Here is a 25,399-nt window from a genome sequence, read left to right as displayed (position 1 = left end):
GGACCGGGCTCGGGCCCGGCCGCCGCTCAGGAACCGGCGCTCAGCACCCGGTGGTAGAGGTCGACGAGGTGGTCGAGGAGGATCCGGGTGACCGCTCGCTGCAGCGGCGTCTCCCCCGCCTCCACGACGCTGAGGTCGCCGAGTCGGTCTCGCCGGCCCGCCGGTGTCGCCGGCATCGCCAATTCGGCGCGGGCGATCCGCTTGGCCGGTGTATCGCGTCCCGAGTCGGGACCCCAGGCGCGGGCGAGCCGGGCAACGTGTGCGGCGCCGTCCTCGATCTCCGCCGCGCTCACCGGGACGAGCCCGCCGAGCCGGGCCAGCTCAAGGCAGGCGACGAGCGCGTAGGCGCTCGCCAAGCCCGGCCGGGGAAAGCCTCCGGGGACCGGGATCACCGGCACGCCGTGGGCCCGAGCGGCGGCGGCGAGGGCGCCTCCGGTTCCGAGCACGACCCGCCGGGCGATGAGGTCGGCCCCCTCGGCGCTCCCCGCGGCGGTCGCGGCGGTCGCGGCGGTCGCGGCGAAGGCGCCAAGCACCGCGGCGTCCTCGCCGTCGTAGCTGGCCAGCAGCACGGCGGCCGGTGCAGCCGGTCGGTCGGGGACGCGATCGAAGACCGCCAGGGGTGCGCCGAGGCGCGGAATCAGCGCCTCCCGAGCGCGCTGTGCCCCGAGCTCGAGCCCGTCAACGGCGACGACCTGGATCCCGCCCGGTGTCGCCCGGGGGGCGAGATTGGCGGACTGTACGCGCCAGAGGGCGTCCCGGAGGTGCTCGGCGAGGTCGAGGATCTCCGCGAGGGTGCCGTCCGGGTCGGCGGCACGTACGGCCTCGGGGCCGAGGGGATCGGTGGCGGACACGCGGAGCGACCCTGGCGTTCAGCTCGAGAACCGGATCGCTCCGGCGGGGATCTCGGTGCCGGGGAAGATGCGCATCCCGTTGACGATCTCGTTGTCGTCCCCGATTTGCACCCCGGCACCGATCACCGCCCCGCGGGAGATCAGACAGTTGTCGCCGACGGTGACGTCGGCGGCGAGGATCGAGCCGTTGATCCGGGTCCGGGCACCGATCCGGACGCCGTCGTGGAGGACCGAGTCGGTGATGTGGGAGCCCGCCCCGATCCGGCAGTTCTCGCCGAGCACGGCGAGCCCGCCGACGATCGCTTCGGGTCCGATGTGGGAACCCGCGCCGACGATCGCGGGGCGGACGACGCGGCCCTCCACGGTCGCGCCCTCGGTGAGACAGCCGCCGTGGGCGGCGAGGCGACGGCCGATCGCCGTCGCGACGTTCGCGTTGAGGATGTCGAAGGTCCCCTCGAGGTAGCGTTTAGGGGTTCCGATGTCCATCCAGTAGCCGGACGCCTCGTAACCGTAGAGGCCGTTGCCGACGAGGCGGGGAAAGACATCGCGCTCAATCGAGAAGTGGCTTCCGCAGGCGGGAAGGTCGTCGAGGATCTCCTTCTCGAACACGTAGGCGCCCGCGTTGATCAGGTTGGTGGAGACCGCATCGTCGGGACCGGGCTTCTCGAGGAACTCGCGGACCGAACCGTCGGGGTACAGAGGCACGAGCCCGTAGGAGGAGACATCGTCGACGGGATGAAGGGCGAGGGTACCGCGGGCGCCGGTCCTCAGGTGCTGGGCAAGCTGGGCGGACAGGTCCATGTCCGTCAGCGTGTCACCGTTGAGCATGAAGAACCGGTCCTGCAGGTGCGGCTCGGCGTACTTGAGGGCACCGCCGGTCCCCAGCGGCTCGGGCTCGACGACGTAGGTGAGCGTGAGGCCGAGCGCGGACCCGTCACCGAGCACCGCCTCGAGCTGGTCAGGCAGGAAGCCGCAGGACAGGATCACCTCATCGATCCCGTGGGCCTTGACCCACTCGAGCTGATAGGTGAGGAACGGACGGTCGACGAGGGTGACGATCGGCTTGGGCAGCAGCGAGGTGAGCGGCCGCAGCCGGGTCCCCTTGCCGCCGACGAGAATCAGCGCCTGCATCCATCTCCTCCGTCGTGTCGGTGGGCGGCCGGCGCGGCCCGGTCCTCAACGTCCAATGCCCTCATAGACGAACCCGGCTCCCCGGACCGTCTCGGGATCGAGGAAGTTGCGGCCGTCGATGACGGTCCGCCCGCCGGCGGCCTGCGCGACGGCGTTCCAGTCGAGGACGGCGAACTCCGGCCACTCCGTGACGATCACGATCGCATCCGCTCCGGTGACCGCCGCCATCGCCGAGGACGCGAACTCGACCCCGCCCATCAGCTTGCGGGCTTCGTTCTCAGCGATCGGGTCATAGGCGACGACCTGGGCGCCGTCGGCCTGCAGGCGGGCCGACAGCACCAGGCTGGACGCTTCCCGCATGTCGTCGGTGTTCGCCTTGAAGGCGAGGCCGAGCAGGGCGACCCGTTTGCCGACGAGGCTGCCGAGATGCTTCTGGAGCTTGGCGATCACCCGCCGTTTCTGCAGTTCGTTGACCTCGATGACGGCGGTGAGCAGCTGAAAGTGGTAGCCGGTGTTGCCGGCGAGCTGTTTGAGCGCTGAGACGTCCTTGGGGAAACAGGAGCCGCCGTACCCGATCCCGGGCGCGAGGAACTTGTCCCCGATCCTCCGGTCCAGTCCCATCCCGCGCGCCACCTCGAGGACATCCGCGCCGGTTTCCTCGCAGACGTTGGCGATCTCGTTGATGAAGCTGATCTTCGTGGCGAGGAACGCGTTGGCGGCCATCTTGATCATCTCCGCGCTGTTGATGTCGGTCCGCACGACCGGTGCGTGCAGCGGCGCGTAGAGATCGACGACGGCCTCCCCCGCCCAGTCTCCCCGGTCGCCGACGACGATCCGGTCCGGGTGGCGGAAGTCCTCCAGCGCGGTGCCCTCCTTGAGGAACTCGGGGCAGGACACGTAGGCGAACCCGGTCCGGCCGCGCTGGTCGAGGATGCGGCGGATGATCGTCCCGGTCCCGACCGGCACCGTCGACTTCATCACCAGAGAGTGGGAGTCGGAATCGGGCAGGGAATCGACGACCGCATGCACAGCGGACAGGTCGGCATCCCCGGAGTAGGTCGGCGGGGTGCCGACGGCGACGAACAGGAGCCGGGCGCGCTCGAGCGCGGGAGCGAGCTCGGTGCCGAAGTGCAGACGCGCGCGGTGGGCGGCGATCGTCTCGGCCAGTCCCGGCTCGTAGATCGGCACCTGCCCGCGCGAGAGCGACTCGATCTTGGTCGCGTCGATGTCGACGCAGTGGACCTCATGACCAAGCTCAGCAAAACCCGCGGCGGTGACGAGGCCAACGTACCCGGTGCCGATGACCGCGACCGGCTCACGCTCAGAAGACATTGTCTCCCCTGGCCAGCTCAGCCGCTGACCGGCTCGGCGTCCTTGACGAGGATCAGAACCCGGTTGTCGGCGACCTGGAGGTAGCCGTCGCCGGTCTTGAAGGTGAGGATCTCCGTGTCGCTCTTGTACAGGCGCAGCTCGCTTGCCTCGACGGTCGCCAACAGCGGCTCGTGGTGGGCGAGGATGCCGATCGATCCGACCGTTGTCCGAGTCGAGATCTGCTCGACCTCGCCATTGAAGACCTCACCCTCGGGGGTGAGCACTTCGACGGGAAAGGGTGTGTGGGGCATGGTGGTGGGCTCCTAGGTCCCCGTCATCCGGCCTGGGCGGCCTTGACGACGTCATCGATGCTGCCCTTGAGCAGGAAGTGGCGCTCGGCGATCTCGTCGTGCTTGCCCTCGAGGATCTCCTTGAAGCCGCGAATCGTCTCGGCGATCGGCACATACACGCCCGGCGTCCCGGTGAACACCTCGGCGACGTGGAAGGGCTGGGAGAGGAAACGCTCGAGCTTACGGGCCCGGTTGACGGTCACCTTGTCATCGTCGGAGAGCTCGTCGATGCCGAGGATCGCGATGATGTCCTGGAGGTCCTTGTAGCGCTGGAGGACCTGCTTGACCTGGTTGGCGACGTTGAAGTGCTCCTCGCCGACGATGTCGGGCTTGAGGATCGTCGAGGTCGAGCCGAGCGGGTCGACGGCCGGGTAGATCCCCTTCTCGGCGATCGACCGCTCCAGCGACGTCGTCGCGTTGAGGTGGGCGAACGCGGAGGCGGGCGCCGGGTCCGTGAGGTCGTCGGCGGGGACGTAGATCGCCTGGATCGAAGTGACCGAGCCGTTGCGGGTCGAGGTGATCCGCTCCTGCAGGGCACCCATCTCCGAGGACAGCGTGGGCTGGTACCCGACCTGGCTCGGCATCCGGCCGAGCAGGGCGGAGACCTCCGAGCCGGCTTGGACGAAGCGGAAGATGTTGTCGATGAACAACAACACGTCCTGACCCTCGGTGTCGCGGAAGTATTCGGCCATCGTCAGCCCCGACAGGGCGACACGCATACGCGCACCGGGCGGCTCGTTCATCTGCCCGAAGCACAGCATCGTCTTGTCGATGACGCCCGACTCCTTCATCTCCCGCCACAGGTCATTCCCCTCGCGGGAGCGCTCACCGACGCCACAGAACGCCGACAGACCCCCATGCTCCTGGGCGAGGTTGTTGATCAGCTCCTGGATGATGACGGTCTTGCCGACCCCGGCGCCGCCGAACAGGCCGACCTTGCCGCCCTTGGCGTAGGGGGCGATCAGGTCGACGACCTTGATCCCGGTCTCGAACATCTCCGTCGTCGGGGACAGATCCTCGACCCTCGGGGCGCTGCGGTGGATCGGCCGCCGCTCCGTGTCGGCCGGGAGTTCGGGGCCGTTGTCGATCGTCTCGCCGAGCACGTTGAAGATCCGTCCGAGGGTCGCCCGGCCGACGGGGACCGAGATCGGACGACCCGAGTCGACAACCTCGATGCCGCGAGCGAGACCGTCGGTCGAGTCCATCGCGACGGCGCGGACCCGGTCGTCGCCGAGGTGCTGCTGCACCTCGAGCACGAGCGGCTCGCCGTGCTGGACGGCGACGTCGGTGTCGTTCTCGTCGGCGGCCGCCGCTGGACGCTGGACGATCAGGGCGTGGTTGATCGCGGGAAGCCGCCCGGGGAAGGTGGCCTCGACGACGACCCCCTGGATCTCCAAGATTGTGCCTACGTTCTGCTCAGTGGTCACTGACATATCGGTTCTCCAGTGGGTTCCTAGGCGACGCCCTCGGCGCCGGCCACGACTTCCATGATCTCCTGCGTGATCGCCGCCTGACGGGCTCGGTTCATCGCGAGGGTGAGGTCTTCAATGATGGTCTTCGCATTGTCGGTCGCGTTGCGCATCGCGGACATCCGAGCCCCGTGCTCGGAGGCAGTCGAGTCCAGCAGCGCCCGGTAGATCGACACCTCGACGTAATCGGGGACGAGCCGGGTGAGGATCTCGTCGGGTCCGGGCTCGTATTCAGGCGCGGTCGCGATCCGCCCCCCGGCGGCCCCCGGCTCCTCACCCTCCCCGTCGGCGTCGAGGATCGAGGCCTGCTGCAGGGGCAGCAGCGTCTCCCGGGTCACTGTCTGGGTCACCGCGGAGACGAAGTGGTTGTAGATCACCTCGACGCGATCGACCTCCCCGCTGACGTACGCGTCGATCACGGCGGCGGCGATCCGCTGGGCGTCCGCATAGGCGGGCCGGTCCGAGAACCCCTCAAAGGACGCCTTGGGCTCGAATTTGCGGAACCGAAGTGAGGAGGCGGGTTTCTTGCCGGAGGCGAAGAACACCGCGCCGACCCCGCCGGCTTCCGCCTCCCGCGCGGCGGCGACGCCGGCGCGGACGATCTGGGAGTTGAAGGCACCCGCGAGGCCGCGGTCCCCGGCGATCAGGAGCAGGCCGACGTTCTCCACCGACTCGCGTTCGCTGAGGATCGGCAGGTTCGGCAGCGTCCCGGCCGCGGCGGCGGCCTGGCGGGTCATCCGGCGGATGCCGTTCGCATACGGGGCAAGCAGGGCGATCCGCTCCTCCGCGCGACGGAGCCGGGCGGCGGCGACCATCTCCATCGCCCGGGTGATCGTCTGGATGTTTTTGACCGACGCGATGCGGTTCTTGACGTCTCGCTGGGATTCAGCCATGGGAATCTCGGGTCACGTGCGGGTCGCCGCGCCGCCGCTAGGCGGCGACGGCCTCCTCGACCGCGAGGCCCTCCTCATCCAGGTCGTATCCGAAGTCCGACGCGTACTGGGCGACCGCGTCCTTGAGCTCGACCTGGGTCTCCTCAGACCAGTCGCCCCCGGCGAGCTTGCCCAACAGCTCACCGTGGCCGGCGCGGACATGGTCGGAGAGCCCCGAGAGGAACCGCTCGACCTTCTCGGTGAGGATGCGGTCGAGGTAGCCGTTCGTCGCGGCGAAGATCTGGACGACCTGCTCACCGACGGGGACCGGCTGGCGCTCACCCTGGTTGAGCGTCTTGACGAGCCGCTCCCCGCGAGCGAGCGTCCGCTGGGTGTCGGCGTCGAGGTCGGAGCCGAACTGGGCGAAGGCCTGGAGCTCCCGGTACTGGGAGAGCTCGAGCTTGAGCCGGCCCGAGGTCTTGTTCATCGGGCGGATCTGGGCGGCGCCGCCGACCCGCGAGACGGAGATGCCGACGTTGATCGCCGGCCGCACCCCGGAGTTGAACAGCTTCGGCTCGAGGAAGATCTGGCCGTCGGTGATCGAGATGACGTTCGTCGGGATGTAGGCCGATACGTCACCGGCCTGGGTCTCGATGATCGGCAGCGAGGTCATCGACCCGCCCCCAAGCTCATCCGAGAGCTTCACCGCCCGCTCGAGCAGCCGGCTGTGGAGGTAGAAGACGTCGCCCGGGTAGGCCTCGCGGCCCGGCGGGCGGCGCAGCAGCAGCGACATCTGCCGGTAGGCGTAGGCGTGCTTGGTGAGATCGTCGTAGATGGTGAGGGCGTGACCGCCCTTGTAGAGGAAGTACTCCCCCATCGCCGCGCCCGCGTACGGGGCGAGGTAGGTGATCGGGGCGGACTCGTCGGCCGCTGCCATCACGATGATCGTGTTGGCGAGGGCGCCGGCGTCCTCGAGCTGCTTGGCGAGGGCGACGACCGTCGCCTTGCGCTGGCCGATCGCCACGTAGATCGAGACGATCCCCGAGTCCTTGTTGTTGATGATCGTGTCGACGGCGATCGCCGTCTTCCCGGTCTGGCGGTCACCGATGATCAGCTCCCGCTGGCCGCGGCCGATCGGAATCATCGCGTCGATCGCCTTGATCCCGGTCTGCAGCGGTTCGGTGACCGGCTGGCGGGCTATCACCCCGGGCGCCTTGTGCTCGGCCGGACGGAACGCGGTCGTGTGAATCGGCCCCTTACCGTCGATCGGGTTGCCGAGCGGGTCGACGATACGGCCGAGCATCGCCTCGCCGACGGGGATCTGCAACAGCCGGCCGGTCCGCTTGACGGTCGTCCCCTCACTGATCTCCTCCCAGGGCCCGAACAACACGGCGCCGACGTTGTCAGCCTCGAGGTTGAGAGCGAGCCCGGTCACCCCGTGGGGCAGCTCGAGCATCTCGAAACTCATCGCGTTCTCGAGGCCGTGGATGCGGGCGATGCCGTCCGCGACCGACAGCACCGTGCCGACCTCGGTGAGGTCTGCGGAGGTGGTGTCGAGGCCCTCGATGCGGCTTTTGAGGATGGAGGTGATCTCGTCCGGGTTGATCTGCATGAGAGAGGCTCCTTTGTAAGCCTGTGCGACGTGGCGGCGCGCTACTGCGCCGCCACCTGCTTTGCAAGGTTGTCGAGCTGTGTCTTGACCGAGGCGTCCATGATCCGATTGCCGACCCGCAGGACGATCCCGCCGACGATGTCCGGGTCGACGCGCGAGCTCAACTCGATCGTCTCCCCGGTCTGATCGCCGATCCGGGCCCCGATCGCGTGGATCGTCGCCGCGTCGAGCGGAACCGCCGTGACGATCGAGACCGGAAGCCGGTGGTTGGCCTTATCCCAGAGCACCTCAAAGCGCGTCCGGATGCGGAACAGCGCGGGCATCCGATGGCGCTCGATCAGCGCCTCGAGGAAGTTCATCAGCTCCGGATCGCCGTCGCTGACCGCCCGCGCCAGACCCGCCTTCTTCTCTTGGGCGGAGAAGTACGGGCTGAAGAAGAACAGCTGCGCGTCCCGGTTGGCCGAGAGCATGTCCGTGAACTGGAGGAGCTGCTCTCGGATCAACTCGAGCTTGTCGTGTTCGGAGGCGACCTCAAACAGGGCGCGGGCGTAGACCTCGGCGATCTCGTCCATGGGCGGATGTCAGCGGCAGGGCAGCGGTCAAGACCGCCGGCCTAGCGCTTGCCTCCCGACAGCGCGCTGAAGTCAAGCTCGGACAGGGCGTCGTCGATGAGCCGTCGGTGATCGTCGTCGGTGAGCGTCTTGCGCGTCACCTTCTCCGTCGCGGCGACGGTGAGCTTGGCGACCTCGGCCCGGATCTGGCCGAGGGCCCGCTCGGTCTCAGCGCTGATCTCGGCGCGGATCTGCTCGAGCTTGCGTTCGCGCTCGGCGTTCGTCTCCTCGACGACCTGACGGTGGTGAGCCTCCCCGGCCTTGTGGGCGCGGTCGATGATCTCCTCGGCCTGTTTGCGGGCCTCGGTGAGGCGCTGGCGGTACTCCTCCAGCACGCTGTCGGCCTCCGCCCGCAACTGGGCGGCCGAGTCGATCTCCGAGTTGATGCTCGCCGCCCGCTCGTCAAGGATCTTGCCGATCGCCGGGAACACCGTTCGTTTGAGGATGTAGGCGACGATCAGGAAGACGACGAGCACCCAGATCATCAGCCCGACGTTCGGGGTGATGAGGAAGGATCCGCTCGCGGCGATCGGAATGTGGCTGGCGACGGGCATGCGGGCGCCTTAGAACAGGAAGGCTGCGATGAAGCCGCCGACGAGGCCGTAGAAGAAGCAGGCCTCGGTGAGGGCGAAGCCGAGCCACTGGTCGCGCTCGATGTCGCCGCGCAGCTCGGGCTGACGGGTCTTGGACTGGATGGCCGCGCCGAAGACGGAGCCGATGCCCGCACCCGCGCCCGCCGCGCCGCCACCGGCACCGACGCCGAGCGCGATCGCCTCACCGGCCTTCTTTCCGTAGGTCGTCGGGTCGACCGCCGCCAAGAACGGGTGGAAGATCGACAGGAAGTGGAGGAACAGCATTTGGACTCGTTGGCTCCTTGCTTTGGCTAGTGGGAGGTGACCGCGTCACCGAGGTAGATCGCGGTCAAGATGGAGAAGATGAAGGCCTGGAGGGCGGCGATGAGGACGGCCTCAAAGGCATAGATGGCGATCCCGAGGGGGAGCAGCAGCCACTGCACCCACTGGTCGCCGACGAGCACGCCGAGCTCGCCGCCCATGAAGGCGATGAGCATGTGCCCGGCCAGCAGGTTGGCCCAGAGCCGGACGGTGAGCGAGATCAGCCGGAGGAAGTAGGAGAGGATCTCGATGACGAAGATCAGCGGGACGATCGGGCCGCTCACGCCGGAGGGCATCAGGCTCTTGAAGAAGGCGAGCGGGTTGTAGTGGTTGTGCTTGAGCCGCTCCCAGCTGAACAGGGCGAACACCATCAGGGCGAGCATCAGCGGGAACGCGACGTTCGTGTCGGCTGCGTAGATCTGGAAGCTCGGAAGGTGGGCGCCGAAGATGGTGAACTTGTCGATCGAGTTGACCGGCAGCGGGATGTATCCGATCAGGTTCGTGACGAGGATGAACACGAACAGGGTCGCGATCAGCGGGAAGTACTTGCGGGCCATGTCCTCGCCGGGCAGGTTGTCGCCGGCGAGCGAGTCGGTGAGGTTGTAGAAGCTCTCCACCGCGACCTGGAGGCGACCGGGACGCCGGCGCAACCGCCGGACCGTGTAGCCGAGGATCCCGATCGTGAGAACCGCCGCGAGCAGGACATAGAGCACGCCCTTGTTGAAGTCGATCGGCCCGACGGCGAACCAGGTATCGAGCTTGAACTCGTTCGTCGGCGTGAACACACCGGAGGCGACCGCGGGTGCCTTGTGGGACTTGAACCCGAAGACGGCGATGAAGAAGATGAGGCCGGCGAGCCAGAAGCCGAACAGGCCGAGGCCGACCTTCTTGGCCGTCGACATGCCCGACTTGGTGGGACCGGGGGACGGGGCGGTGATGGCGCTCATGACGGGTTCTCCGGGCCGGACCGGAGCGGGCCGGCGGGGGCGGGTTCGGCGGCGGCGAGCGCACCGCTGAACAGGCGGACGATGAAGGCGATGCTGTAGGCGGCAAAGATGACGAGGGCGGCGGTGAGGCCGTCGGAGTGGTTTCCGGCCAGGTCGGCGACGATGATCGCCGCCGCGAGCAGCCAGATCCGGCCGAAGGCCTCGAACAGGTTCGCCCCCGCGCGCCGGACCGGGTCCTCGACCCGAGCGGTGAACCGGCGGTCGACGACCTGGGCGAGCCGCGAAAGGATCCAGCCGGCCGCCCCGACGCAGTAGCCGAGCACGGGCGCGCCGAGCGCGAGGGCCGGAGCAGCGCCGACGACGATCACCGCCACGTCGAGCAGACGCGGGGAGAGGACGGGCAGCGGACGGGGGTCGGCCTTGAGCGTCACCGGCACGGGACACTCCGGGAATGGCGCGGGCGACACCACGCGGTTTCGTGGACGAATGTGATCAAGTCTGAATACCTGGTGGGGCGAGAGGCCTGCCCGGGACAGGGCGCCGCATGCTAGCCGATTCTCCGTTCCGTTAGCAGGCCATTAGGCCAGCGCAACGGGCGGAGCGAGTCGCCGCGGCCCCGTCAATGTAGCGAGCCAACCCCGACCGCGTCGGCTCGGCGTCAACCCCACACCGCCGGGACCGGTCTCGCCGCCGAGACCCTCCGGGCGGTCTCCGCTCCGACGCAGATCCGAGCCCCGCCCGAGCGTCAGGGTTCGCCGAGCTCGACGAGCTTCTCGGTGACGCGTGCGCGTTTGGCCAACAGCGTCGCCTCGAGCGCGCGCAGCTCGGCGATCCGGCCCTGCACAAGGCCGAGCTGGGTCTCGATGTGCTGACCGGCCTGGGCGATCAGCTCGCGGCGACGGGCGCCGTCCGCGGTCGCCGACAGCTCGGCGCGGATCTCCGCCCGGGCGGTCTCGGCCTCGAGCAGTTGGGAGAGCTGATCGAGACTGAGGCCGAGGAGGTCGCGCAGACGGACGATCTCCCGGATCCGCTCGACCTCGGCGGCACCGTAGGAGCGGTGCTTGCCCTGAATGCGGTCATCCGGGGTGCCGAGCAGCCCGAGCTCCTCGTAGTAGCGGATCGTTCGGGGGGTCGTGCCGGTCAGCTCGGCGACCTCCCCGATCCGCATCCGCGCGCCGCTTCGCTCCGCCTCCGCGGACGGAAGCCCGAGACCGACGCCGGCGGGGCTGGCCCCCGTGTGGGGCACGGCACCCATCAGGCGGCCACCGGCTCAGACTCGGGCACCAGCTCCGGCTCGGCCGCCGCCGGGCTGACGTGTTTGGGCCGGGAGAAGGCGACGATCGCCCCGAGCACCGACACCCCGCACAGGCACCACAGCGCGAGATGCAGGTTGGCCAGGAACGGGGCGAGCTGGGCGGTGGAGATCCGCGCCCCGAGGCCGCTGAACACGTTGTAGAGGGTCTGCTTGGGAACGCTCGCGGTGACGACCGCCATCACGAAGGCGATCGACAGCACCGCACCCGTGTTCTGCACGAGCACCCGCGCGCCCGAGGCGATGCCGCGGCGATGCGGGGCCACCGTGCCCATCATCGCCGCCGTGTTCGGCGAGTTGAACATCCCCGAGCCGATCCCGACGATGAGCTGGAAGAGGGCCGGGAACCAGTAGCTCGTGTCGCGCTGGAGGATCGTCATCAGCCCGAGCCCGAGAGCGGTCACGAGCATGCCGATCGAGGCGAGCGCACGCGAGCCCTTGCGGTCGGCGTAGATCCCCGCCAGGGGGGAGGCGATCAGCATCCCGATGGCGAGCGGCGCGAGCTTGAGGCCGGCCATCACCGGCGTGTCGCCCTGCACACCCTGGAAGTAGAAGACGAAGACGAACATCAGGGCGAAGCGGGCGAGGCCGTTGAGGAAGGCTGCCCCGGAGGCCAGGCTGAACAGCCGGCTCCTGAAGATCGTCAGGTCGAGCATCGGCTGCCGGTGGCGGCTCTCGATCAGCACGAACAGCGGTAGGAACACCGCCGCGACGACGAGCGCGCCGATCGCGAGGGTCCCCCATCCCTCGACACCGCCGCGGGAGATGCCGTAGACGAGACCGGTGAGCCCGATCAGGAAGGTGAGCGTGCCCGCGGCGTCAAAGGCGGTCTCAGAGGAGCGACCGCTCAGCTCGCGCAGCACCGACAGCGCCCAGAAGGAGCCGAGCAGGCCGAAGGGGACGTTGAACCAGAACACCCAGTGCCAGGAGATGTCGACGAGCGCACCGCCGAGCACCGGTCCGATCACCAGGCCGACCGCGGCGACCATCGTGTTGGTGCCCATCGCCACCCCGAGCTCCTCCCTCGGGAACGCGTCGGTGACGATGGCCGCCGAGTTGGCGAACAGGAACGCGCCACCGACCCCCTGGGCGACCCGCCACAGGATCAACTCGGTCCCCGAGCTGGAGAAGCCGGCCCCGAGGCTGGCCGCGGCGAACACGAGGAAGCCGAGGATGTAGGCCTTCTTGCGGCCGAACTGGTCCGACAGACGCCCGGCGGAGAGGACGAGCACCGTCGAGGCGATCATGTAGACGAGGATCACCCAGACGAGTTCGAGCAGGCTCGTGTGGAGGTGGCGCTCGAGGTCGGGGAGGGCGATGATCAGGGTTCCCGAGTTGATCGTCGCGAGCAGCATGCCGAGGCTCGTGCAGGAGAGCGCCCACCACTTGTAGTGGTGGTGGTCGGCGTCCACGCCGATCCGCGAGCGGGGCCGCGGCGGTGCGCTGGGTGTTGGAGCGGGCTCCGCGATGGCCACGAGTACCTCCCTTGCCAAAATAGCTTCTTACGTGAACGTCAAAAATAGCAGAAGGGTCGGGCGGCGGCGACGATCAGACGGCAGGAGGCCGATCCGACCGGACCCGTCAGATCTCCGCCGCAGACACGACCGGCGGGGCGGCGTCAGACCTGGTAGGCGGCGACCATCGCCACCGCCACGAACATGGCGACCAGGGCCGCCCCCTCAAACGGGGTCGCCTCGCCGTCCCCGGTGATCTGCCAGATGAGGATCGCGGTGCCGATCAGGGCGCCGATGTAGACCGGGGCGAGCGCGAAGGTGAGCTGGGTCCGCAACGCGAGGGAGACGAGCACGAGCACCGGGTAGAGGAACGCGGCGATCTGGGCGACCGAGGACTTGACGACGCTGATGGCAAGGTCGTGGGCGCCGCGCCGGGCGAGGACGATTGCGACGACGTGCTCGACTGCGTTCCCGGCGATCGCGACGATGACGAGCCCGGCGAACGCCTGGGAGAGGTGGAGGTGGCGGATCGCCGGCTCGAGGGCGTGGATGAACCAGTCAGAGGTGAAGGCACTCGCCGTCCCCGCGGCGAGGAGGATGGCGAGCGCGGGCCCCACACCGGGAGTCGCGGATCGCTCCCCGCCGGCGGCCTGAGCCCGGTGCGCGCCCTCTCCCCCCGGTTCGCCGCCGGGACCGGCGCCGGCGCCCGGGGCGCCGCGCAGGTACTGCCCGAGCCAGATCAGGTAGACGCCGAGCAGTACGGCGGCTCCGACGATCGTGATCGTCTGCAGGTGCGCGGCAGCGACATCTCCGGAGGCGTGAGCGAGTCCGAGCAGGACGATGATGAAGGAGGCGACGAGCAGCAGGGTGGCGGTGTCGTTGGGCAGACGGGGACTGAAGCGCATCACCTGGCCCTCGGAGCTGAGCGACCCGACGACGAGGACGAGTCCGAGCAGCAGCAGCGCGTTGACGAGGATCGAGCCGAGCAGCGCGGTCTGGGCAACGACCGTGTCTCCGGCCTGGAGGGCGAAGACGACGACGAAGAACTCGGGCAGGTTGCCGACGGTCGACTGCAGGGTGCCCGTCAGCGCGGTCCCGTAGCGCTCGCCGATCCGCTCGGTCGCGCTGGACACGAGGAAGGCCTGACCGGCGAGGGCGACGGCGGCGACGAGGAAGGCGACGAGCGCCGAGGCCGCTCCGGAGAAGCGGGTGAGGGCGGCGAGTCCGGTGCCCAGCGCGACGAGCGGCACCGCGATCCGGTCGGCGCGCGTGACGATGCTCACCGGCCGCGCCGCGAGCTCGCTCGGGACCCCGAGGTCGTGGGGCGCCACGAGATCGATCGGCATCGCGAGGTCATTGGGGCACCCGGTCGAACTCGCCGGTCTCAATGTCGCGCTGGACGGTGAGGACGATCTCATCGTCGGTCACCTCCGGGTTCTGCGCCCGCATCTGGCGCGTGCGCAGGGCCTTGAACTTGAGGATCTCGAGCACGTAGAGGAGGTAGACGCTCGCGCCGAGGGCGAGGACGATGAGGGCGACGAGCCCGACCATCCACGGGGTCTGGTGGAGGTGGCGGTGGGTGACGAGCCGCAGCGCGATCGCACAACCGGCCATCAGGGCCGACCACAGGTACAGGTAGGCGATCGTCTTGCGCGGCCCGAAGGCGAGCCGGTCCATGCGGTGGTGGAAGTGCTCGGCGTCGGCCTCCCACGGCTTGCGGCCGTACTTGAGGCGCTTGGCGACCACGAAGGAGGTGTCGAGAAACGGGACGGCGAGAATCATCAGCGGGACGACGAGGGCGAGCACGGCGTTCGTCTTGAGTGACCCGATCACCGCCGCGACTCCGAGCAGGTACCCGAGCAGGTTCGCGCCGATGTCGCCCATGAACACCGACGCGGGCGGGAAGTTGTGGAAGAGGAACCCAAGCGCCCCCCCGGCGGTGATCGCGCCGAGCAGCGCCGCGGCCGAGCCGGCCCCCTGCAGGTTGAAGGCGATCAGGGCGAAGGCGATCCCGTCGATCGTGCACACCCCGGCGGCGAGCCCGTCGACCCCGTCGGAGAAGTTGACGATGTTCATCAGCGCGACGAGCCAGATCACCGTCAGCACACCGCCGCCGTTGGGGAACTGGAGGGCGCCGAGAAACGGGATCGTCAGGTGGTTGATCACCGCCCCGCCGAGCACCGCCACGACCGCGGCGGCGATCTGGCCGAGCAGTTTGACGAGCGGCTTGAGCGGGCGGGTGTCGTCGATCGCGCCGACGACGGCGATCAGGCCGGCGCCGACGAGCAGGAGGGATGTGTGGACGGTGCCCGAGGCGCCGGAACGGCCGTGCAGGAGGTGGGGCAGCACGATCTCCCCGGGCAGCCAGATGAGCGCGGCGACGAGCACCCCGGCGAGGATCGCCAGCCCCCCGAGGGCGGGGACCGGACGGGTCGACAGACCGCGGTTGGAGGGATAGGAGATCGCCCCGACCCGGCGGGCGAGTCGGGCGGCCAGTGGGGTGACGACCGCCGCGATCGCCATCGCGACGAGGAACGCGTACACCGCATCCGCGTAGAGGCTGGGGGGGCCAGCGCCGTGTCGCACAGCCTCGTAGCTTGCCACCTGTCGGGGACGGCGGCGGCGGTGTTTGGGTTACAGGTTCGCGTAGAGCGGGTGGCGGTCGGCGATCGCCGCGACCCGCGCGGTGAGGCCGTCGGCGGCCGCGGCGAAGTCGGACGTCGTCAGCGCCTCGGCGAGGATCGCCCCGATCTCACTGAAATCGGCCGATTGGAGTCCGCGGGTGGCGAGCGCGGGGGTGCCGATCCGCAGTCCGCTCGTGACCATCGGCGGACGCGGGTCGAAGGGGACCGCGTTGCGGTTGACGGTGACGTTGATCGCGTGGAGGCGGTCCTCGGCCTGCTGGCCGTCGAGCTCGGAGGCGCGGAGGTCGACGAGGACGAGATGGACGTCGGTGCCGCCGGTGAGCACCGCGACCCCGGCACCGGCGTCCGCGAGCGCGGCCGCAACCGTCCGTGCGCCGGCGAGCGTCCGCTCCTGGCGCTCCCGGAACTCGGGGGTGGCGGCGATCTTCAGGGCGACCGCCTTGGCGGCGATGACATGCTCGAGCGGCCCGCCCTGCTGGCCCGGGAAGACTGCGGAGTTGAGCGCCTTGGCGTGATCCTCGCGCGCGAGGATCATCCCGGCCCGCGGGCCGCCGAGGGTCTTGTGGATCGTCGTCGTGACGACGTCGGCGTGCGGGACCGGACTCGGATGCAAACCGGCGGCAACAAGCCCGGCGAAGTGGGCCATGTCGACCATCAGGTAGGCGCCGACCTCGTCAGCGATCGCGCGGAAGGCGGCGAAGTCGAGCTGGCGCGGGTAGGCGGACCAGCCGGCGACGATCAGCTTCGGCCGGTGCTCGCGCGCAAGCGCGGCGACCCGGTCCATGTCGACGAGGCTCGTCTCCGGGTCGACCCCGTAGGAGACGATCTCATAGAGCCGCCCAGAGGCGTTGATCTTCATCCCGTGGGTGAGGTGGCCGCCGTGGGCGAGCTCGAGCCCCATCAGCGTGTCCCCGGGGCGCAGCAGGGCGTGGTAGACGGCGAGGTTCGCCTGGGCGCCCGAGTGCGGCTGGACGTTGGCGTACTGGGCCCCGAACAGCGCCTTGGCCCGGTCGATGGCGAGCTGCTCGGCGATGTCGACGAACTCACAGCCACCGTAGTAGCGGCGGCCCGGGTACCCCTCGGCGTACTTGTTGGTCAGCACCGACCCCTGGGCCTCGAGCACCGCGACAGGCACGAAGTTCTCGGAGGCGATCATCTCGAGCGTGCGCTGCTGACGCTCGAGTTCACGCGCGAGGACCTCGGCGATCTCCGGGTCGACCGCCGTCAGGGGCGCGTTGAAGTAGTCGGCGGGAAGGGCGGTCGGGTCAGAGACGGTGGCCATGAGCTGGACGCTAGCAGCGGCGGTGGCGGGCATCTTCTCAGCCGGCTCGGGCCCCGAACGCGGCGGCGATTTCAGCGGGGTCGACCGCCCCGGCCCGGAGGATCGCCCACTCGCCCGTCGTGTCGTAGCGGCGCAGATCGACCACCGTCGAGGGGACGCCCGGCAGCTCCCCCCCGTCGATCTCGAGCCCGACCCCGGCCCGGATCGCCGGGTCGACGTCTTCGAGCCGGCGGGCGTCGGGCGCGCCGGAGGGGTTGGCGCTCGACTGCAGGACGGGCCCGCGGGCGCCGGCGAGGACGGGCACGTCGACGACGCGGATCCCGCGGCCGTCGGCGAGCACGACGGTGACCGGGCCGGGCAGCAGCCGGGCCATCACGGCGGCACTCGGTGCAGGCACCCCCGCCAGTGCGGTGTCGAGATCGAAGTACATCAACGCCGACGGTTTCCCGTCCGGCCGGCCCTTGAGCGCATACAGGGCCTCAGGCCGTGCCGGGTCGACGGCGAGCCCATAGACGGTGTCGGCGGGAAACAGGACGAGTTCACCGGCGGCGATCGCCGCCTCGAACGCCTCTGCCCGGCTCGCGCTCATCGCGTCCGGCGCCCGATCACGACCCGGTCGAGCCCGGCGAGGTCGGTGCGCACCTCGACGGCACCGAAGCCGGCGGCGGTGAGGAATCCGGCGACCGCCTCCCCCTGGGTCGCCCCGATCTCGAGGGCGACGGCGCCCACGCCGGGCCGGTCAGCGAGCTGGGCACAGAGTGCCCGGATCACCCTCAGCCCGTCCGGGCCGCCGTACAGTGCCCGCGCGGGCTCGAAGGCGGCGACGCTGGGCGGCAGCGGCTCACCGTCGGTGATATAGGGCAGGTTGGCGAGCACCGCGTCATAGTCGCCGTCGTCGAGAAGGTCCGAGGCGGAGAAGGCGACCTCGAGCCGGAGGCGGGCGGCGTTGTGGCGGGCGAGCGCGAGCGCCGCCTCTGACAGCTCGAGCCCGGTCACGGCGAGGTCGGGCCGCTCCTGCTTGAGCGCCAGCGCGATCGCCCCACTGCCGGTGCCGACGTCGACGACCCGGGCCCCCGCCGGCAGCTCGAGCCCGACCTCGACGAGCAGCTCGGTCTCCGGGCGGGGGATCAGCACGCGCGGGTCGACGGCGAGCTCGAGGTGGCGGAAGCCCTGCTTGGCGGTGATGTAGGCGATCGGCTCGTGCCCGGCGCGGCGGGCGACGAGGGCGAGGTAGCGGGTCCGCAGGTCCCCGTCGGCGCGCACATCGGCGTCGAGGATGAGGCGAGCCCGATCCCCACCGCGGAGGTGGGCCATCAGCAGCTCGGCGTCGAGGCGAGCCGTGTCGATCCCAACCTCGGCGAGTGAGGCGGTCGCCCAGGCGAGCTCGTCAGCGAGCGTGCGAACCGTCGCGTCCATCGTCTCCTCGCCCCCGATCAGGTGCCGTCGGTCCGCTCGGCGAGCCGCCGGCGCTTCTCGTCGTCCTGGAGCGCGTCGGTGAACGGGTCGAGCTCGCCCATCAGGATCGCGTCGAGGTTGTGCAGCTTGAGGTTGACCCGGTGGTCGGTGATGCGGCCCTCACCGTAGTTGTAGGTGCGGATCTTCTCGGCCCGGTCGCCGCTGCCGACCTGAGCCGAGCGGGTCGCCGCGAGCGCGGCGTGCTGCTCGGCAAGCGCGCGCTCATACAGGCGAGCGCGGAGGACCCGCATCGCCTTCTCCCGGTTCTGGAGCTGGGACTTCTCGTCCTGCATCGAGACGACGACCCCGGTCGGCCGGTGGGTGATGCGCACCGCCGAGTCGGTCGTGTTGACCGACTGGCCACCCGGGCCGCCGGAGCGGAACACGTCGATCTGCAGGTCGTTGGGGTCGACCTCGACCTCGACGTCGTCGACCTCGGGGAGGACGGCGACGGTCGCCGTCGAGGTGTGGATCCGGCCCTGGGACTCGGTCTCGGGGACGCGCTGAACGCGGTGGGTTCCGCCCTCGAACTTGAACACGCTGTAGGCGCCGTCGCCCTTGACCGCGAATGTGTAGGTGCCCTCACCGACCGCCATCGCCTCCGTCGAGAAGCCGCGCCGCTCTGCGTACCGGGTGAGCATCCGGTACAGGTCCCCGGCCCACAGCCCGGCCTCCTCGCCGCCGGCGCCGGGGCGGATCTCGATGATCACGTTCTTGTCGTCGTTGGGGTCCCGTTCGACCATCGCCAGGCGGATCTCCTCCTCGAGCTGTTCGATCCGCTCGCTCGAGGCGCGCAGGAGCTCGCGCAGCTCCGCGTCCTCGCCCTCGGCGAGCAGCTCGCGCGCTCCGGCGGCGTCGTCGGCGGCGTGGCGGTACTCGCGGGCGAGCCGGGCGGCGTCCTCGAGCTCCCGGTAGGCACGGGAGGCGGCCGTGAACCGGGCGCGGTCCCCGATCACCGTCGGGTCGGCGAGTTCGTCCTCCAGCTCGCGGAAGCGCGCTTCGATCTGGTTGACGAGGTCGAGCATCTCAGGGGGCGAGTGTAGGCCCGGCCCGGCCGGGCCCCCGACCCCCCGCGGCCGGGTCCGCTCAGGCGGAGACCTCGACGCCGATCAGGTCCTCGGCGCGCAGCGATCCGGGCGTCTCCCGGGCGAGCACCGCCTCCAGCGCGGCGATCGCGACCGCGAGCTGGTCGAGGCTCGGCTCCGCCGTCGTCAGCCGCTGCAGCGCGAGCCCCGGGGCCATCACCCACTGCACCCAACGGCGGGCCCGGTGCGCGCCCGCCCACTTGATCACCTCGAAGGAGAGCCCGACGATCACCGGCACCCCGGCGATCCGGGTGAGCACGAGGATCCACCACGCCGGCAGGCCGATGGGGGCGAAGATGAAGATCGAGATGATCATCACGATCAGCAGGAAGCTCGTGCCACAGCGCGGGTGCAGGCGGCTGTAGCGGGCCGCCCGGGCGGGCGTCAGCTCGTCCCCCGCCTCATAGCAGGAGATCGTCTTGTGCTCGGCGCCGTGGTACTCGAGCACCCGGCGCATGTCCGCCATCCGGGTGAGAGCGAGCAGGTAGAGGAGGAAGATCACCGTTCGCACAAGGCCCTCGACGAGCCAGAACAGCCAGGAGGAGCCAAGCTGATCCTTGATCAGGCTCGTGAGGGTGACCGGCACGACGAAGAACAGGCCGACGGCGAACAGGACGGCGACGACGATCGTCCCGGCCCACACGCCCCCGGACAGCCCGGTGGCCGCGCCCGCCTCCCCCGCCCCGGCCCCGGCCCCGTCGGGATCGTGGGCGAGCTGGGCGTCGGTGGCGATCCCGAGCGCGCGCAGGCCGATCGCCATCGAGTCGACCATGCCGACGATCCCGCGGATGAGCGGGAGACGGAACAACCGGCGACGAGCCGGGCCCTCGCGCTGCACCGTCGTCACCGCGACGCCCCCGTCGGGGAGACGTGAGGCGACCGCCCAGTGGCGAACCCCGCGCATCATCACCCCCTCGATCACCGCCTGGCCGCCGACCGGGGCGTCACGGCTGCGTGCGAGGGTCTCCTGCAGGGAGAGGGCCGCTGGCCCGGGGGGCGCAGACGCCGCCGCGGTGGCGCGGGGGCGATCCGGGCCGGCCGGAACCGGGGCGGCCGGGTCCGGGGACCCGACCGCGCTCACGGCTAGTTCGTGCTCCCGGCCGCGGCGCGCGCGGCGGCGCGCCCCTTGGCGGCCCGGCGCTGGAAGCGCTCGACCCGTCCACCCGTGTCGACGAGCTTCTGCTTGCCGGTGTAGAACGGGTGGCACTCCGAGCAGATCTCGACGTGGATCTCACCCCGCGTCGAGCGGGTGCTGAAGCTGTTGCCGCAGGTGCACGTGACGTGCGCCTCGTTGTAGGCGGGATGAATATCGCTCTTCATGGAGACGTCAAGGATAGCGGCGGCCTCGCGCCGGAACCGGAGCGCGGGGACGGCGGTCGGGGCGGGTGAACGCATGAGTCACCCGCCCCGCCAAGCCGGCCGGTCGCCTAGGCGATCGTGTAGAGCGGTCCGTCCCCACCCTCGGGCGGGGTGAGCCGGCCGCCCTTGGCGGTGATCGCCCCGCACTGCACGCAGTTGGTGTAGTTGACGATGACGTCGACCCGACCGGACTTCGGCGCGTCCTCGGGCAGCTCGTACACCCCGGCGGGGCACATCCACACCCACGTCTCGGCGATCTCACGCGGAACGTGCTTCTCGATCCGGATGTGGTTGGGGGCATCGTCGCGGGTCGCGTTGCCGGAGATGTACACCGAGGAGAGCTTGTCGAAGATGTACTTGCCGTCCGGCTTGGGGTAGGCGTTCTTCGTGTCCCCGATGAACATCGGCTGCTCGTCATTGCGGTGCCAGGGCCAGCGGCCCGACAGCGCGTGGCCGTTGGTCGCGACCCCGAGCCCGGACAGCGGCGCGCCCTTGAAGAACCCCTTCTCCAGCGGCTGCCGGGTGTTGCGGGTCGCCCACAGGGCCTTGCCGGTCGAGGAGGTCTCGACCGCCGCCTCGTACTTGGACAGCGGCGCCTGGCCCTTGAGGGAGCGGTAGATCGCCTCGGCGGCGAGCTTGCCCGACTGGATGCAGTGGTGGACACCCTTGAGCGACACCGTGTCGACGAGCCCGCCGGCGTCGCCGACGAGGACCGCCCCGGGCATCGACAGCTTCGGCATCGACCAGTAGCCGCCGCCGGGCAGCGCCTTGGCCGACCAGGCGACCCGCTCGCCACCGTCGAGAATCTCGCGCACCATCGGATGGGTCTTGAACAGCTGGAGCAGGTCGTGGGCCGAGGTCGTCGCGTCCTTGTAGCCGAGGTCGACGACGAAGCCGATCGAGACGAGGTCGTCGCCGGTCGTCTCGTCCTTCATCGGGTAGATCCAGGTGCCGCCGATCTGGCCGTACTTCTTGGAGGTCTTCAGCGGCCACGGGCCGAGCGTGTGGATGACCCGGTCCAGCGGCTTGGGGACCTTCCACACCTCCTTGACCCCGAGCTCCCAGATCTGGGGTTCACGATTCTCGGCGAGGTCGAACTCGCGGATCGCCGCACCGGTGAGGTGGCCCCAGTTGCCCTCCGCCAGGACGGTCACCTTCGCCTTGATGTCGGTGCCGGGCTCGAAGTTGGAGAGTTCCTGGCCCTCTTTGCCCCGGCCCTTGTCCCCGGAGCGAACGCCGACGACGCGGCCGTCCTCGACGATCAGCCGGGTCGCCGCCGTCTCCGTCAGCACGTAGGCGCCGGCGTCCTCGGCGAGCTGCTGCTGGTAGCGGGCGAGCGCCGCCACCGACACGACCTCATTGCCGTGGTTGGCGAAGTTCGGCGGCGGAACCGGCAGCTTGATCGCCCGCTTACCGTTCGGGAGCACGTAGACGGCGTCCTTCTTCACCTCGCCGAAGGCGAACTTGAGCTTGCGCCAGTCCTCCCGGGTGAGGTTCGGGTAGAGCTCCAGCAGCGGCTCGGGGACCATCACCGCGCCGGACATGATGTGCCCGCCACAGGTCTTGGCCTTCTCGATCACCGCGACCGGCACCTCCCCGAGCGCCTCGGTGAGCTCGGGATCGTCGGCCAGCAGCTGGAGCAGACGGTTGGCGGTCGCGAGGCCGGCGGTGCCACCGCCGACGATCGCGACGCCAACCTCGATGATCTCGTCCTCGGGATCGAGGCCGCGCTTGATCACCTCATCCTCGGGATCGAAGCGCGGCGGGAACTGCGACGGCGTGAAGGGCCCGAAGGCCGGTCGGCCGTCGGGATCGAGGACGCGGCCGGGCTTCTCGGGGGCGCTGGTCGCTCCAGCGGCTGGCTCGGACATGTTCGCCTTAGCCCTTCTTCGCCTTGATCGCGTCGGTCAGCTTCGGAAGGATCTTGTTGAGATCCCCGACGATGCCGAGGTCCGAGAACTCGAAGATCGGCGCGTTCGCGTCCTTGTTGATCGCGACGATGTTCTCCGACGACTGCATGCCGACCTTATGCTGGATCGCGCCGGAGATGCCGGCGGCGAGGTACAGCTTCGGCGCGACCGTCTTGCCGGTCTGGCCGATCTGGGAGGCGTAGGCGGCCCAGCCGGCGTCGACGACCGCGCGGGTCGCGGCGACGGCGGTGTTGCCGCCGAAGGCGCCGGCGAGGGCGTCGGCGAGGGACAGGTTCTCCGCCGAGCCGAAGCCGCGGCCGACGGCGACGAGGACGTTCGCGCCCTCGATGTCGACCGCCTCACCGCGCTGCTCGCCGCGGATGATCAGCTCGGCCGCGTTGGAGAAGTCCTGGTAGGCGACGTCGACGTCGACGATCTCGGCCGCGCCCGATCCACTCTGGCGGACCTCGAAGGCGTTGATCCGGCCGATGATGATCCCGAGATCCCCGCGGTAGTGGGAGACCGAGATCTGGCTGTCCCCGAGGATCGGGCGGTGGGCGACGAGCTCGCCGCCCTCCGCCTTGACCTCGGTCACCTCCGAGGTGAGGCCGGCGCTGCGCCGGGCGGCGAGGCCGCCGCCGATCTCGAAGCCGAGCAGACCGCCGCCGAAGATCGCGTAGCGGTGGCCGTGCTGCTCGATCACCGCGTCGAGGAAGTCGACGACGGGGGCGGCGAGGCCGGCCGTGCCCTTGGCCCGGAACACCTTGGTCGCCCCGTAGGCGCCGAGGGAGCCGACGAGCTCGTCGGTGAGCTCCTCCCCGCCGAGCACCGCGGCGTGGGCGGAACCGCCGATCTCGGCCGCACGGGCGGCCGCCTCGGAGACGGCGCCGAGGGAGTTCTTGTTGAAGGCGCCCCCGTTGTGGAGGACATAGACCAGAACGTCGGCCATTTAGATCAGCTTCCTTTCATCCAGCCAGGCGACGATCTTCTCGACCGTCTCATTGGTGTCCTCGTCCTCGATGATCTGGCCCGCCGCCTTGGCGGCCGGAGCGTGGAAGTCACCGCAGCGGACCTTGGAGCCCTCGGTGCCGACCATGCCCGTGTCGATGCCGGCGTCTGTGGCGGACTTCGTCTCCAGTGGCTTCTTCTTCGCGCCCATGATCGCCTTCAGCGATGGGTACCGCGGTTCGTTGATCGCGTCGCCGACGGAGACGACGGCGGGGAACGGGATCTGGAGGGTGTCGTAGCCGTACTCGGCCTGGCGCTCGAGGCGCAGCCCGCCGTCGACGACGTCGAGCTTGATCACCTGGCTGAGGGACGGCGCCTTGAGGTAGTCGGCGACGACCGAGCCGACGGTGTAGGACTCACCGTCGTCGGACTGCTGGCCGAGCAGGACGAGGTCGGGCGACTCGGACTCGAGCACCTTGGCGAGCGCGTACCCGGTCGCCTGGACGTCCGAGCCCGCGAGCGCGTCGTCACTGAGGTGGATCGACCGGTCCGCCCCGAGGGAGACGGCCTTGTGCAGCGCGCGGACGGCCGACTCGGGGCCCATCGTGACGGCGATGATCTCCTCGACCTCGACCTCGGTGCCCTCCTTGAGCTGGACGGCGCACTCGATCGCGTGCGTGTCGTAGGGATTCAGGTTCTTCTCGCCGGAGCGGTCGATGCGACCCGTCGCTGGGTCGATCTTCTTCTGCACGGCGGCGTCCGGGACCTCTTTGACGAGGACGGCTATCTTCAAAGCCAACGGGGTGCCTCCTGGTGTGGTAACGGGGTGAGTCTAACGATTGACTGACCAGTCAGTCGGGCGGCGGACGCGGTGTTGATCCGCCGACACGGGGCGCCGCCCCGGCCAGCCCGCGAGGCGCCGCGGCGCCGGAATCGGCCCGGCCCGCCGCACCGCGTCCCGCGGCCCGTCCGCGAGCCCACTGAGACGGGTCGCCCAGGCGAGCCGGTCCAGACGTACCGGAGCCCAGCCGAACCGGCGGGCGACGCCCGACAGGGATGGGGTGAGGATCCTCAGCCCCCGGCCGACGCCGACGGCGAGGGCGAGTCCGCCGATCACCTTGAGCCGGCGGCCGAGCGGGTCCAGGCGCAGGGTCTGCCAACCGTGATCGCGCGCCTGCTCGGCGAGCGCCCGGTCGGGGCTGACGACGACTGCGTGCCCAACGGCGCTCAGCATCGGCACGTCAGAGACGCTGTCGGAGTAGGCGTAGGACTGGCTGAGGTCATAGCCGCGCTCGGCGGCGAGGCGGCGGATCTCGGTCGCCTTCATCTCCCCGTACATGAACGGGCCGTCGGACTGGCCGGTGTAGATCCCGTCGACCTGATCGGAGAAGTGCGACCCGATCCCGCCGTCGAGGGCGAGGACCCGGGCGAGCACCTGGGCGAGCTCCTCACTCGCGGCGGTGATGATGTACACGTCCCGGCCCGCGTCCTGATGGGCGTGGGCGATGTCGAGCATCTCCGGATAGATCCGCGGCAGGACCCGGATCAGCACCGGGAGGCCGAGCCGCTCGAAGTCACGGACGCGCACGCCCCTGACCGAGGCGGCGATCCGGTCGCGCAGCAGGTCGGTCTCGGCGTCGGTCGCTCCGCGCAGGCGGAACTTGAGGTTGGCGAGGGCGTCCCCGACGAGCTGGCGTCGGCTGATCAGCCCGGCCGCGCGGACCGCCCGGGCGAACTGGAAGGCCGAGGACCCCTGCATGAGCGTCTTGTCGAGGTCGAAGAAGGCCGCCCCGCGCCCACCGGCCACCGGGCCGGTGGGCGCGCCGGGTGCGCCCGCGGGCTCGCCCGGCGCTGGCGGGAACACGGAGTCCGGCTCAGGTTCGGCGGCGGGCACGACGCCCG

General features: G+C 70.1%; 26 protein-coding genes. All 26 read right to left on the bottom strand.

Going from position 1 to position 25,399, the window contains the following annotated elements; translation table 11 throughout:
• Positions 1-26: 26 nt before the first annotated feature.
• A complete protein-coding gene (locus tag M3M55_RS09280; RefSeq protein ID WP_249009225.1) occupies positions 27-851 on the bottom strand; it encodes a hypothetical protein in 825 nt (274 codons plus the stop codon).
• Positions 852-869: 18 nt separating this feature from the next.
• The gene (locus M3M55_RS09275; RefSeq protein ID WP_249009224.1) at positions 870-1,982 is read right to left on the bottom strand and encodes a sugar phosphate nucleotidyltransferase; all 1,113 of its coding nucleotides are present in this window, start codon (positions 1,980-1,982) and stop codon (positions 870-872) included.
• A 45-nt stretch (positions 1,983-2,027) separates the two neighbouring features.
• Positions 2,028-3,314 (bottom strand): UDP-glucose/GDP-mannose dehydrogenase family protein, encoded by a 1,287-nt coding sequence (locus M3M55_RS09270; RefSeq protein ID WP_249009223.1) that lies wholly within the window; start codon positions 3,312-3,314, stop codon positions 2,028-2,030.
• A gap of 17 nt (positions 3,315-3,331) precedes the next feature.
• Entirely contained in the window at positions 3,332-3,604 is a 273-nt protein-coding gene (locus M3M55_RS09265) for a F0F1 ATP synthase subunit epsilon (protein ID WP_249009222.1), read from the bottom strand.
• 23 nt (positions 3,605-3,627) lie between these two features.
• A complete protein-coding gene (gene atpD / locus M3M55_RS09260; protein WP_249009221.1) occupies positions 3,628-5,076 on the bottom strand; it encodes a F0F1 ATP synthase subunit beta in 1,449 nt (482 codons plus the stop codon).
• Positions 5,077-5,096: 20 nt separating this feature from the next.
• Positions 5,097-6,005 carry an ATP synthase F1 subunit gamma gene (gene atpG, locus M3M55_RS09255; RefSeq protein ID WP_249009220.1) on the bottom strand — a complete coding sequence of 303 codons (909 nt, stop codon included), beginning with the start codon at positions 6,003-6,005 and terminating at the stop codon, positions 5,097-5,099.
• A 37-nt stretch (positions 6,006-6,042) separates the two neighbouring features.
• The gene (gene atpA, locus M3M55_RS09250; RefSeq protein WP_249009219.1) at positions 6,043-7,596 is read right to left on the bottom strand and encodes a F0F1 ATP synthase subunit alpha; all 1,554 of its coding nucleotides are present in this window, start codon (positions 7,594-7,596) and stop codon (positions 6,043-6,045) included.
• Positions 7,597-7,637: 41 nt separating this feature from the next.
• Entirely contained in the window at positions 7,638-8,168 is a 531-nt protein-coding gene (gene atpH / locus M3M55_RS09245; RefSeq protein WP_249009218.1) for an ATP synthase F1 subunit delta, read from the bottom strand.
• Positions 8,169-8,209: 41 nt separating this feature from the next.
• Positions 8,210-8,761: a F0F1 ATP synthase subunit B gene (atpF, locus tag M3M55_RS09240; RefSeq protein ID WP_249009217.1), complete on the bottom strand. Its 552-nt coding sequence runs from the start codon at positions 8,759-8,761 to the stop codon at positions 8,210-8,212.
• Positions 8,762-8,770: 9 nt separating this feature from the next.
• The gene (locus M3M55_RS09235; protein WP_249009216.1) at positions 8,771-9,064 is read right to left on the bottom strand and encodes an ATP synthase F0 subunit C; all 294 of its coding nucleotides are present in this window, start codon (positions 9,062-9,064) and stop codon (positions 8,771-8,773) included.
• 26 nt (positions 9,065-9,090) lie between these two features.
• Positions 9,091-10,047, bottom strand: a complete 957-nt coding sequence (gene atpB / locus M3M55_RS09230) for a F0F1 ATP synthase subunit A (protein WP_249009215.1) — start codon at positions 10,045-10,047, stop codon at positions 9,091-9,093.
• Positions 10,044-10,484 (bottom strand): hypothetical protein, encoded by a 441-nt coding sequence (locus M3M55_RS09225; protein ID WP_249009214.1) that lies wholly within the window; start codon positions 10,482-10,484, stop codon positions 10,044-10,046. Before M3M55_RS09225 ends, atpB begins: the two co-directional genes overlap by 4 nt.
• 308 nt (positions 10,485-10,792) lie before the next feature.
• On the bottom strand, positions 10,793-11,302 hold the full coding sequence (locus tag M3M55_RS09220) for a MerR family transcriptional regulator (protein WP_249009213.1): 510 nt from the start codon (positions 11,300-11,302) through the stop codon (positions 10,793-10,795).
• Positions 11,302-12,834 (bottom strand): MFS transporter, encoded by a 1,533-nt coding sequence (locus M3M55_RS09215; RefSeq protein ID WP_249009212.1) that lies wholly within the window; start codon positions 12,832-12,834, stop codon positions 11,302-11,304. Before M3M55_RS09215 ends, M3M55_RS09220 begins: the two co-directional genes overlap by 1 nt.
• Positions 12,835-12,977: 143 nt before the next feature.
• Positions 12,978-14,159, bottom strand: a complete 1,182-nt coding sequence (locus M3M55_RS09210) for a hypothetical protein (RefSeq protein ID WP_249009211.1) — start codon at positions 14,157-14,159, stop codon at positions 12,978-12,980.
• Between the two features lie 7 nt (positions 14,160-14,166).
• Positions 14,167-15,399 (bottom strand): glycosyltransferase family 4 protein, encoded by a 1,233-nt coding sequence (locus M3M55_RS09205; RefSeq protein ID WP_249009210.1) that lies wholly within the window; start codon positions 15,397-15,399, stop codon positions 14,167-14,169.
• 48 nt (positions 15,400-15,447) lie between these two features.
• Positions 15,448-16,740: a serine hydroxymethyltransferase gene (glyA, locus tag M3M55_RS09200; RefSeq protein WP_249009209.1), complete on the bottom strand. Its 1,293-nt coding sequence runs from the start codon at positions 16,738-16,740 to the stop codon at positions 15,448-15,450.
• Positions 16,741-16,777: 37 nt separating this feature from the next.
• Positions 16,778-17,329, bottom strand: a complete 552-nt coding sequence (locus tag M3M55_RS09195; RefSeq protein WP_249009208.1) for an L-threonylcarbamoyladenylate synthase — start codon at positions 17,327-17,329, stop codon at positions 16,778-16,780.
• Positions 17,326-18,156 (bottom strand): peptide chain release factor N(5)-glutamine methyltransferase, encoded by an 831-nt coding sequence (gene prmC, locus M3M55_RS09190; RefSeq protein WP_249009207.1) that lies wholly within the window; start codon positions 18,154-18,156, stop codon positions 17,326-17,328. Before prmC ends, M3M55_RS09195 begins: the two co-directional genes overlap by 4 nt.
• Before the next feature lie 17 nt (positions 18,157-18,173).
• On the bottom strand, positions 18,174-19,220 hold the full coding sequence (prfA, locus tag M3M55_RS09185; protein ID WP_249009206.1) for a peptide chain release factor 1: 1,047 nt from the start codon (positions 19,218-19,220) through the stop codon (positions 18,174-18,176).
• Positions 19,221-19,281: 61 nt separating this feature from the next.
• Complete coding sequence (locus M3M55_RS09180) at positions 19,282-20,361, bottom strand: DUF1385 domain-containing protein (protein ID WP_249009205.1); 1,080 nt, start codon at positions 20,359-20,361, stop codon at positions 19,282-19,284.
• A 2-nt stretch (positions 20,362-20,363) separates the two neighbouring features.
• The gene (rpmE, locus tag M3M55_RS09175; protein ID WP_249009204.1) at positions 20,364-20,600 is read right to left on the bottom strand and encodes a 50S ribosomal protein L31; all 237 of its coding nucleotides are present in this window, start codon (positions 20,598-20,600) and stop codon (positions 20,364-20,366) included.
• Positions 20,601-20,707: 107 nt separating this feature from the next.
• The gene (locus M3M55_RS09170) at positions 20,708-22,510 is read right to left on the bottom strand and encodes an electron-transfer flavoprotein:ubiquinone oxidoreductase (RefSeq protein WP_249009203.1); all 1,803 of its coding nucleotides are present in this window, start codon (positions 22,508-22,510) and stop codon (positions 20,708-20,710) included.
• Positions 22,511-22,517: 7 nt separating this feature from the next.
• Positions 22,518-23,498, bottom strand: a complete 981-nt coding sequence (locus M3M55_RS09165; RefSeq protein ID WP_249009202.1) for an electron transfer flavoprotein subunit alpha/FixB family protein — start codon at positions 23,496-23,498, stop codon at positions 22,518-22,520.
• On the bottom strand, positions 23,499-24,296 hold the full coding sequence (locus M3M55_RS09160; protein ID WP_249009201.1) for an electron transfer flavoprotein subunit beta/FixA family protein: 798 nt from the start codon (positions 24,294-24,296) through the stop codon (positions 23,499-23,501).
• Between the two features lie 33 nt (positions 24,297-24,329).
• A complete protein-coding gene (locus tag M3M55_RS09155; protein ID WP_249009200.1) occupies positions 24,330-25,361 on the bottom strand; it encodes an HAD family phosphatase in 1,032 nt (343 codons plus the stop codon).
• Between the last annotated feature and the right edge of the window lie 38 nt (positions 25,362-25,399).

It is taken from the genome of Conexibacter sp. DBS9H8, from assembly GCF_023330685.1.
In the GTDB taxonomy this organism is placed as follows: domain Bacteria; phylum Actinomycetota; class Thermoleophilia; order Solirubrobacterales; family Solirubrobacteraceae; genus Palsa-465.
The sequence above is the reverse complement of the archived record's forward strand: the minus strand, read 5'-3'. Positions and strand labels throughout refer to the sequence as shown.

Excerpts from the sequence above, each read along its gene's own strand:
- M3M55_RS09235 (WP_249009216.1), bottom strand. The coding sequence starts at position 9,064 with ATGCTGTTCCTCCACTTCCTGTCGATCTTCCACCCGTTCTTGGCGGCG.
- M3M55_RS09275 (WP_249009224.1), bottom strand. The coding sequence starts at position 1,982 with ATGCAGGCGCTGATTCTCGTCGGCGGCAAGGGGACCCGGCTGCGGCCG.
- M3M55_RS09195 (WP_249009208.1), bottom strand. The coding sequence starts at position 17,329 with ATGAGCGCGAGCCGGGCAGAGGCGTTCGAGGCGGCGATCGCCGCCGGT.
- prmC (WP_249009207.1), bottom strand. The coding sequence starts at position 18,156 with ATGGACGCGACGGTTCGCACGCTCGCTGACGAGCTCGCCTGGGCGACC.
- atpA (WP_249009219.1), bottom strand. The coding sequence starts at position 7,596 with ATGCAGATCAACCCGGACGAGATCACCTCCATCCTCAAAAGCCGCATC.
- M3M55_RS09270 (WP_249009223.1), bottom strand. The coding sequence starts at position 3,314 with ATGTCTTCTGAGCGTGAGCCGGTCGCGGTCATCGGCACCGGGTACGTT.
- glyA (WP_249009209.1), bottom strand. The coding sequence starts at position 16,740 with ATGGCCACCGTCTCTGACCCGACCGCCCTTCCCGCCGACTACTTCAAC.
- M3M55_RS09265 (WP_249009222.1), bottom strand. The coding sequence starts at position 3,604 with ATGCCCCACACACCCTTTCCCGTCGAAGTGCTCACCCCCGAGGGTGAG.
- atpG (WP_249009220.1), bottom strand. The coding sequence starts at position 6,005 with ATGGCTGAATCCCAGCGAGACGTCAAGAACCGCATCGCGTCGGTCAAA.
- prfA (WP_249009206.1), bottom strand. The coding sequence starts at position 19,220 with ATGCTCGACCTCGTCAACCAGATCGAAGCGCGCTTCCGCGAGCTGGAG.
- rpmE (WP_249009204.1), bottom strand. The coding sequence starts at position 20,600 with ATGAAGAGCGATATTCATCCCGCCTACAACGAGGCGCACGTCACGTGC.
- atpD (WP_249009221.1), bottom strand. The coding sequence starts at position 5,076 with ATGTCAGTGACCACTGAGCAGAACGTAGGCACAATCTTGGAGATCCAG.
- M3M55_RS09170 (WP_249009203.1), bottom strand. The coding sequence starts at position 22,510 with ATGTCCGAGCCAGCCGCTGGAGCGACCAGCGCCCCCGAGAAGCCCGGC.
- atpF (WP_249009217.1), bottom strand. The coding sequence starts at position 8,761 with ATGCCCGTCGCCAGCCACATTCCGATCGCCGCGAGCGGATCCTTCCTC.
- M3M55_RS09210 (WP_249009211.1), bottom strand. The coding sequence starts at position 14,159 with ATGCCGATCGATCTCGTGGCGCCCCACGACCTCGGGGTCCCGAGCGAG.
- atpB (WP_249009215.1), bottom strand. The coding sequence starts at position 10,047 with ATGAGCGCCATCACCGCCCCGTCCCCCGGTCCCACCAAGTCGGGCATG.
- atpH (WP_249009218.1), bottom strand. The coding sequence starts at position 8,168 with ATGGACGAGATCGCCGAGGTCTACGCCCGCGCCCTGTTTGAGGTCGCC.
- M3M55_RS09220 (WP_249009213.1), bottom strand. The coding sequence starts at position 11,302 with ATGGGTGCCGTGCCCCACACGGGGGCCAGCCCCGCCGGCGTCGGTCTC.
- M3M55_RS09165 (WP_249009202.1), bottom strand. The coding sequence starts at position 23,498 with ATGGCCGACGTTCTGGTCTATGTCCTCCACAACGGGGGCGCCTTCAAC.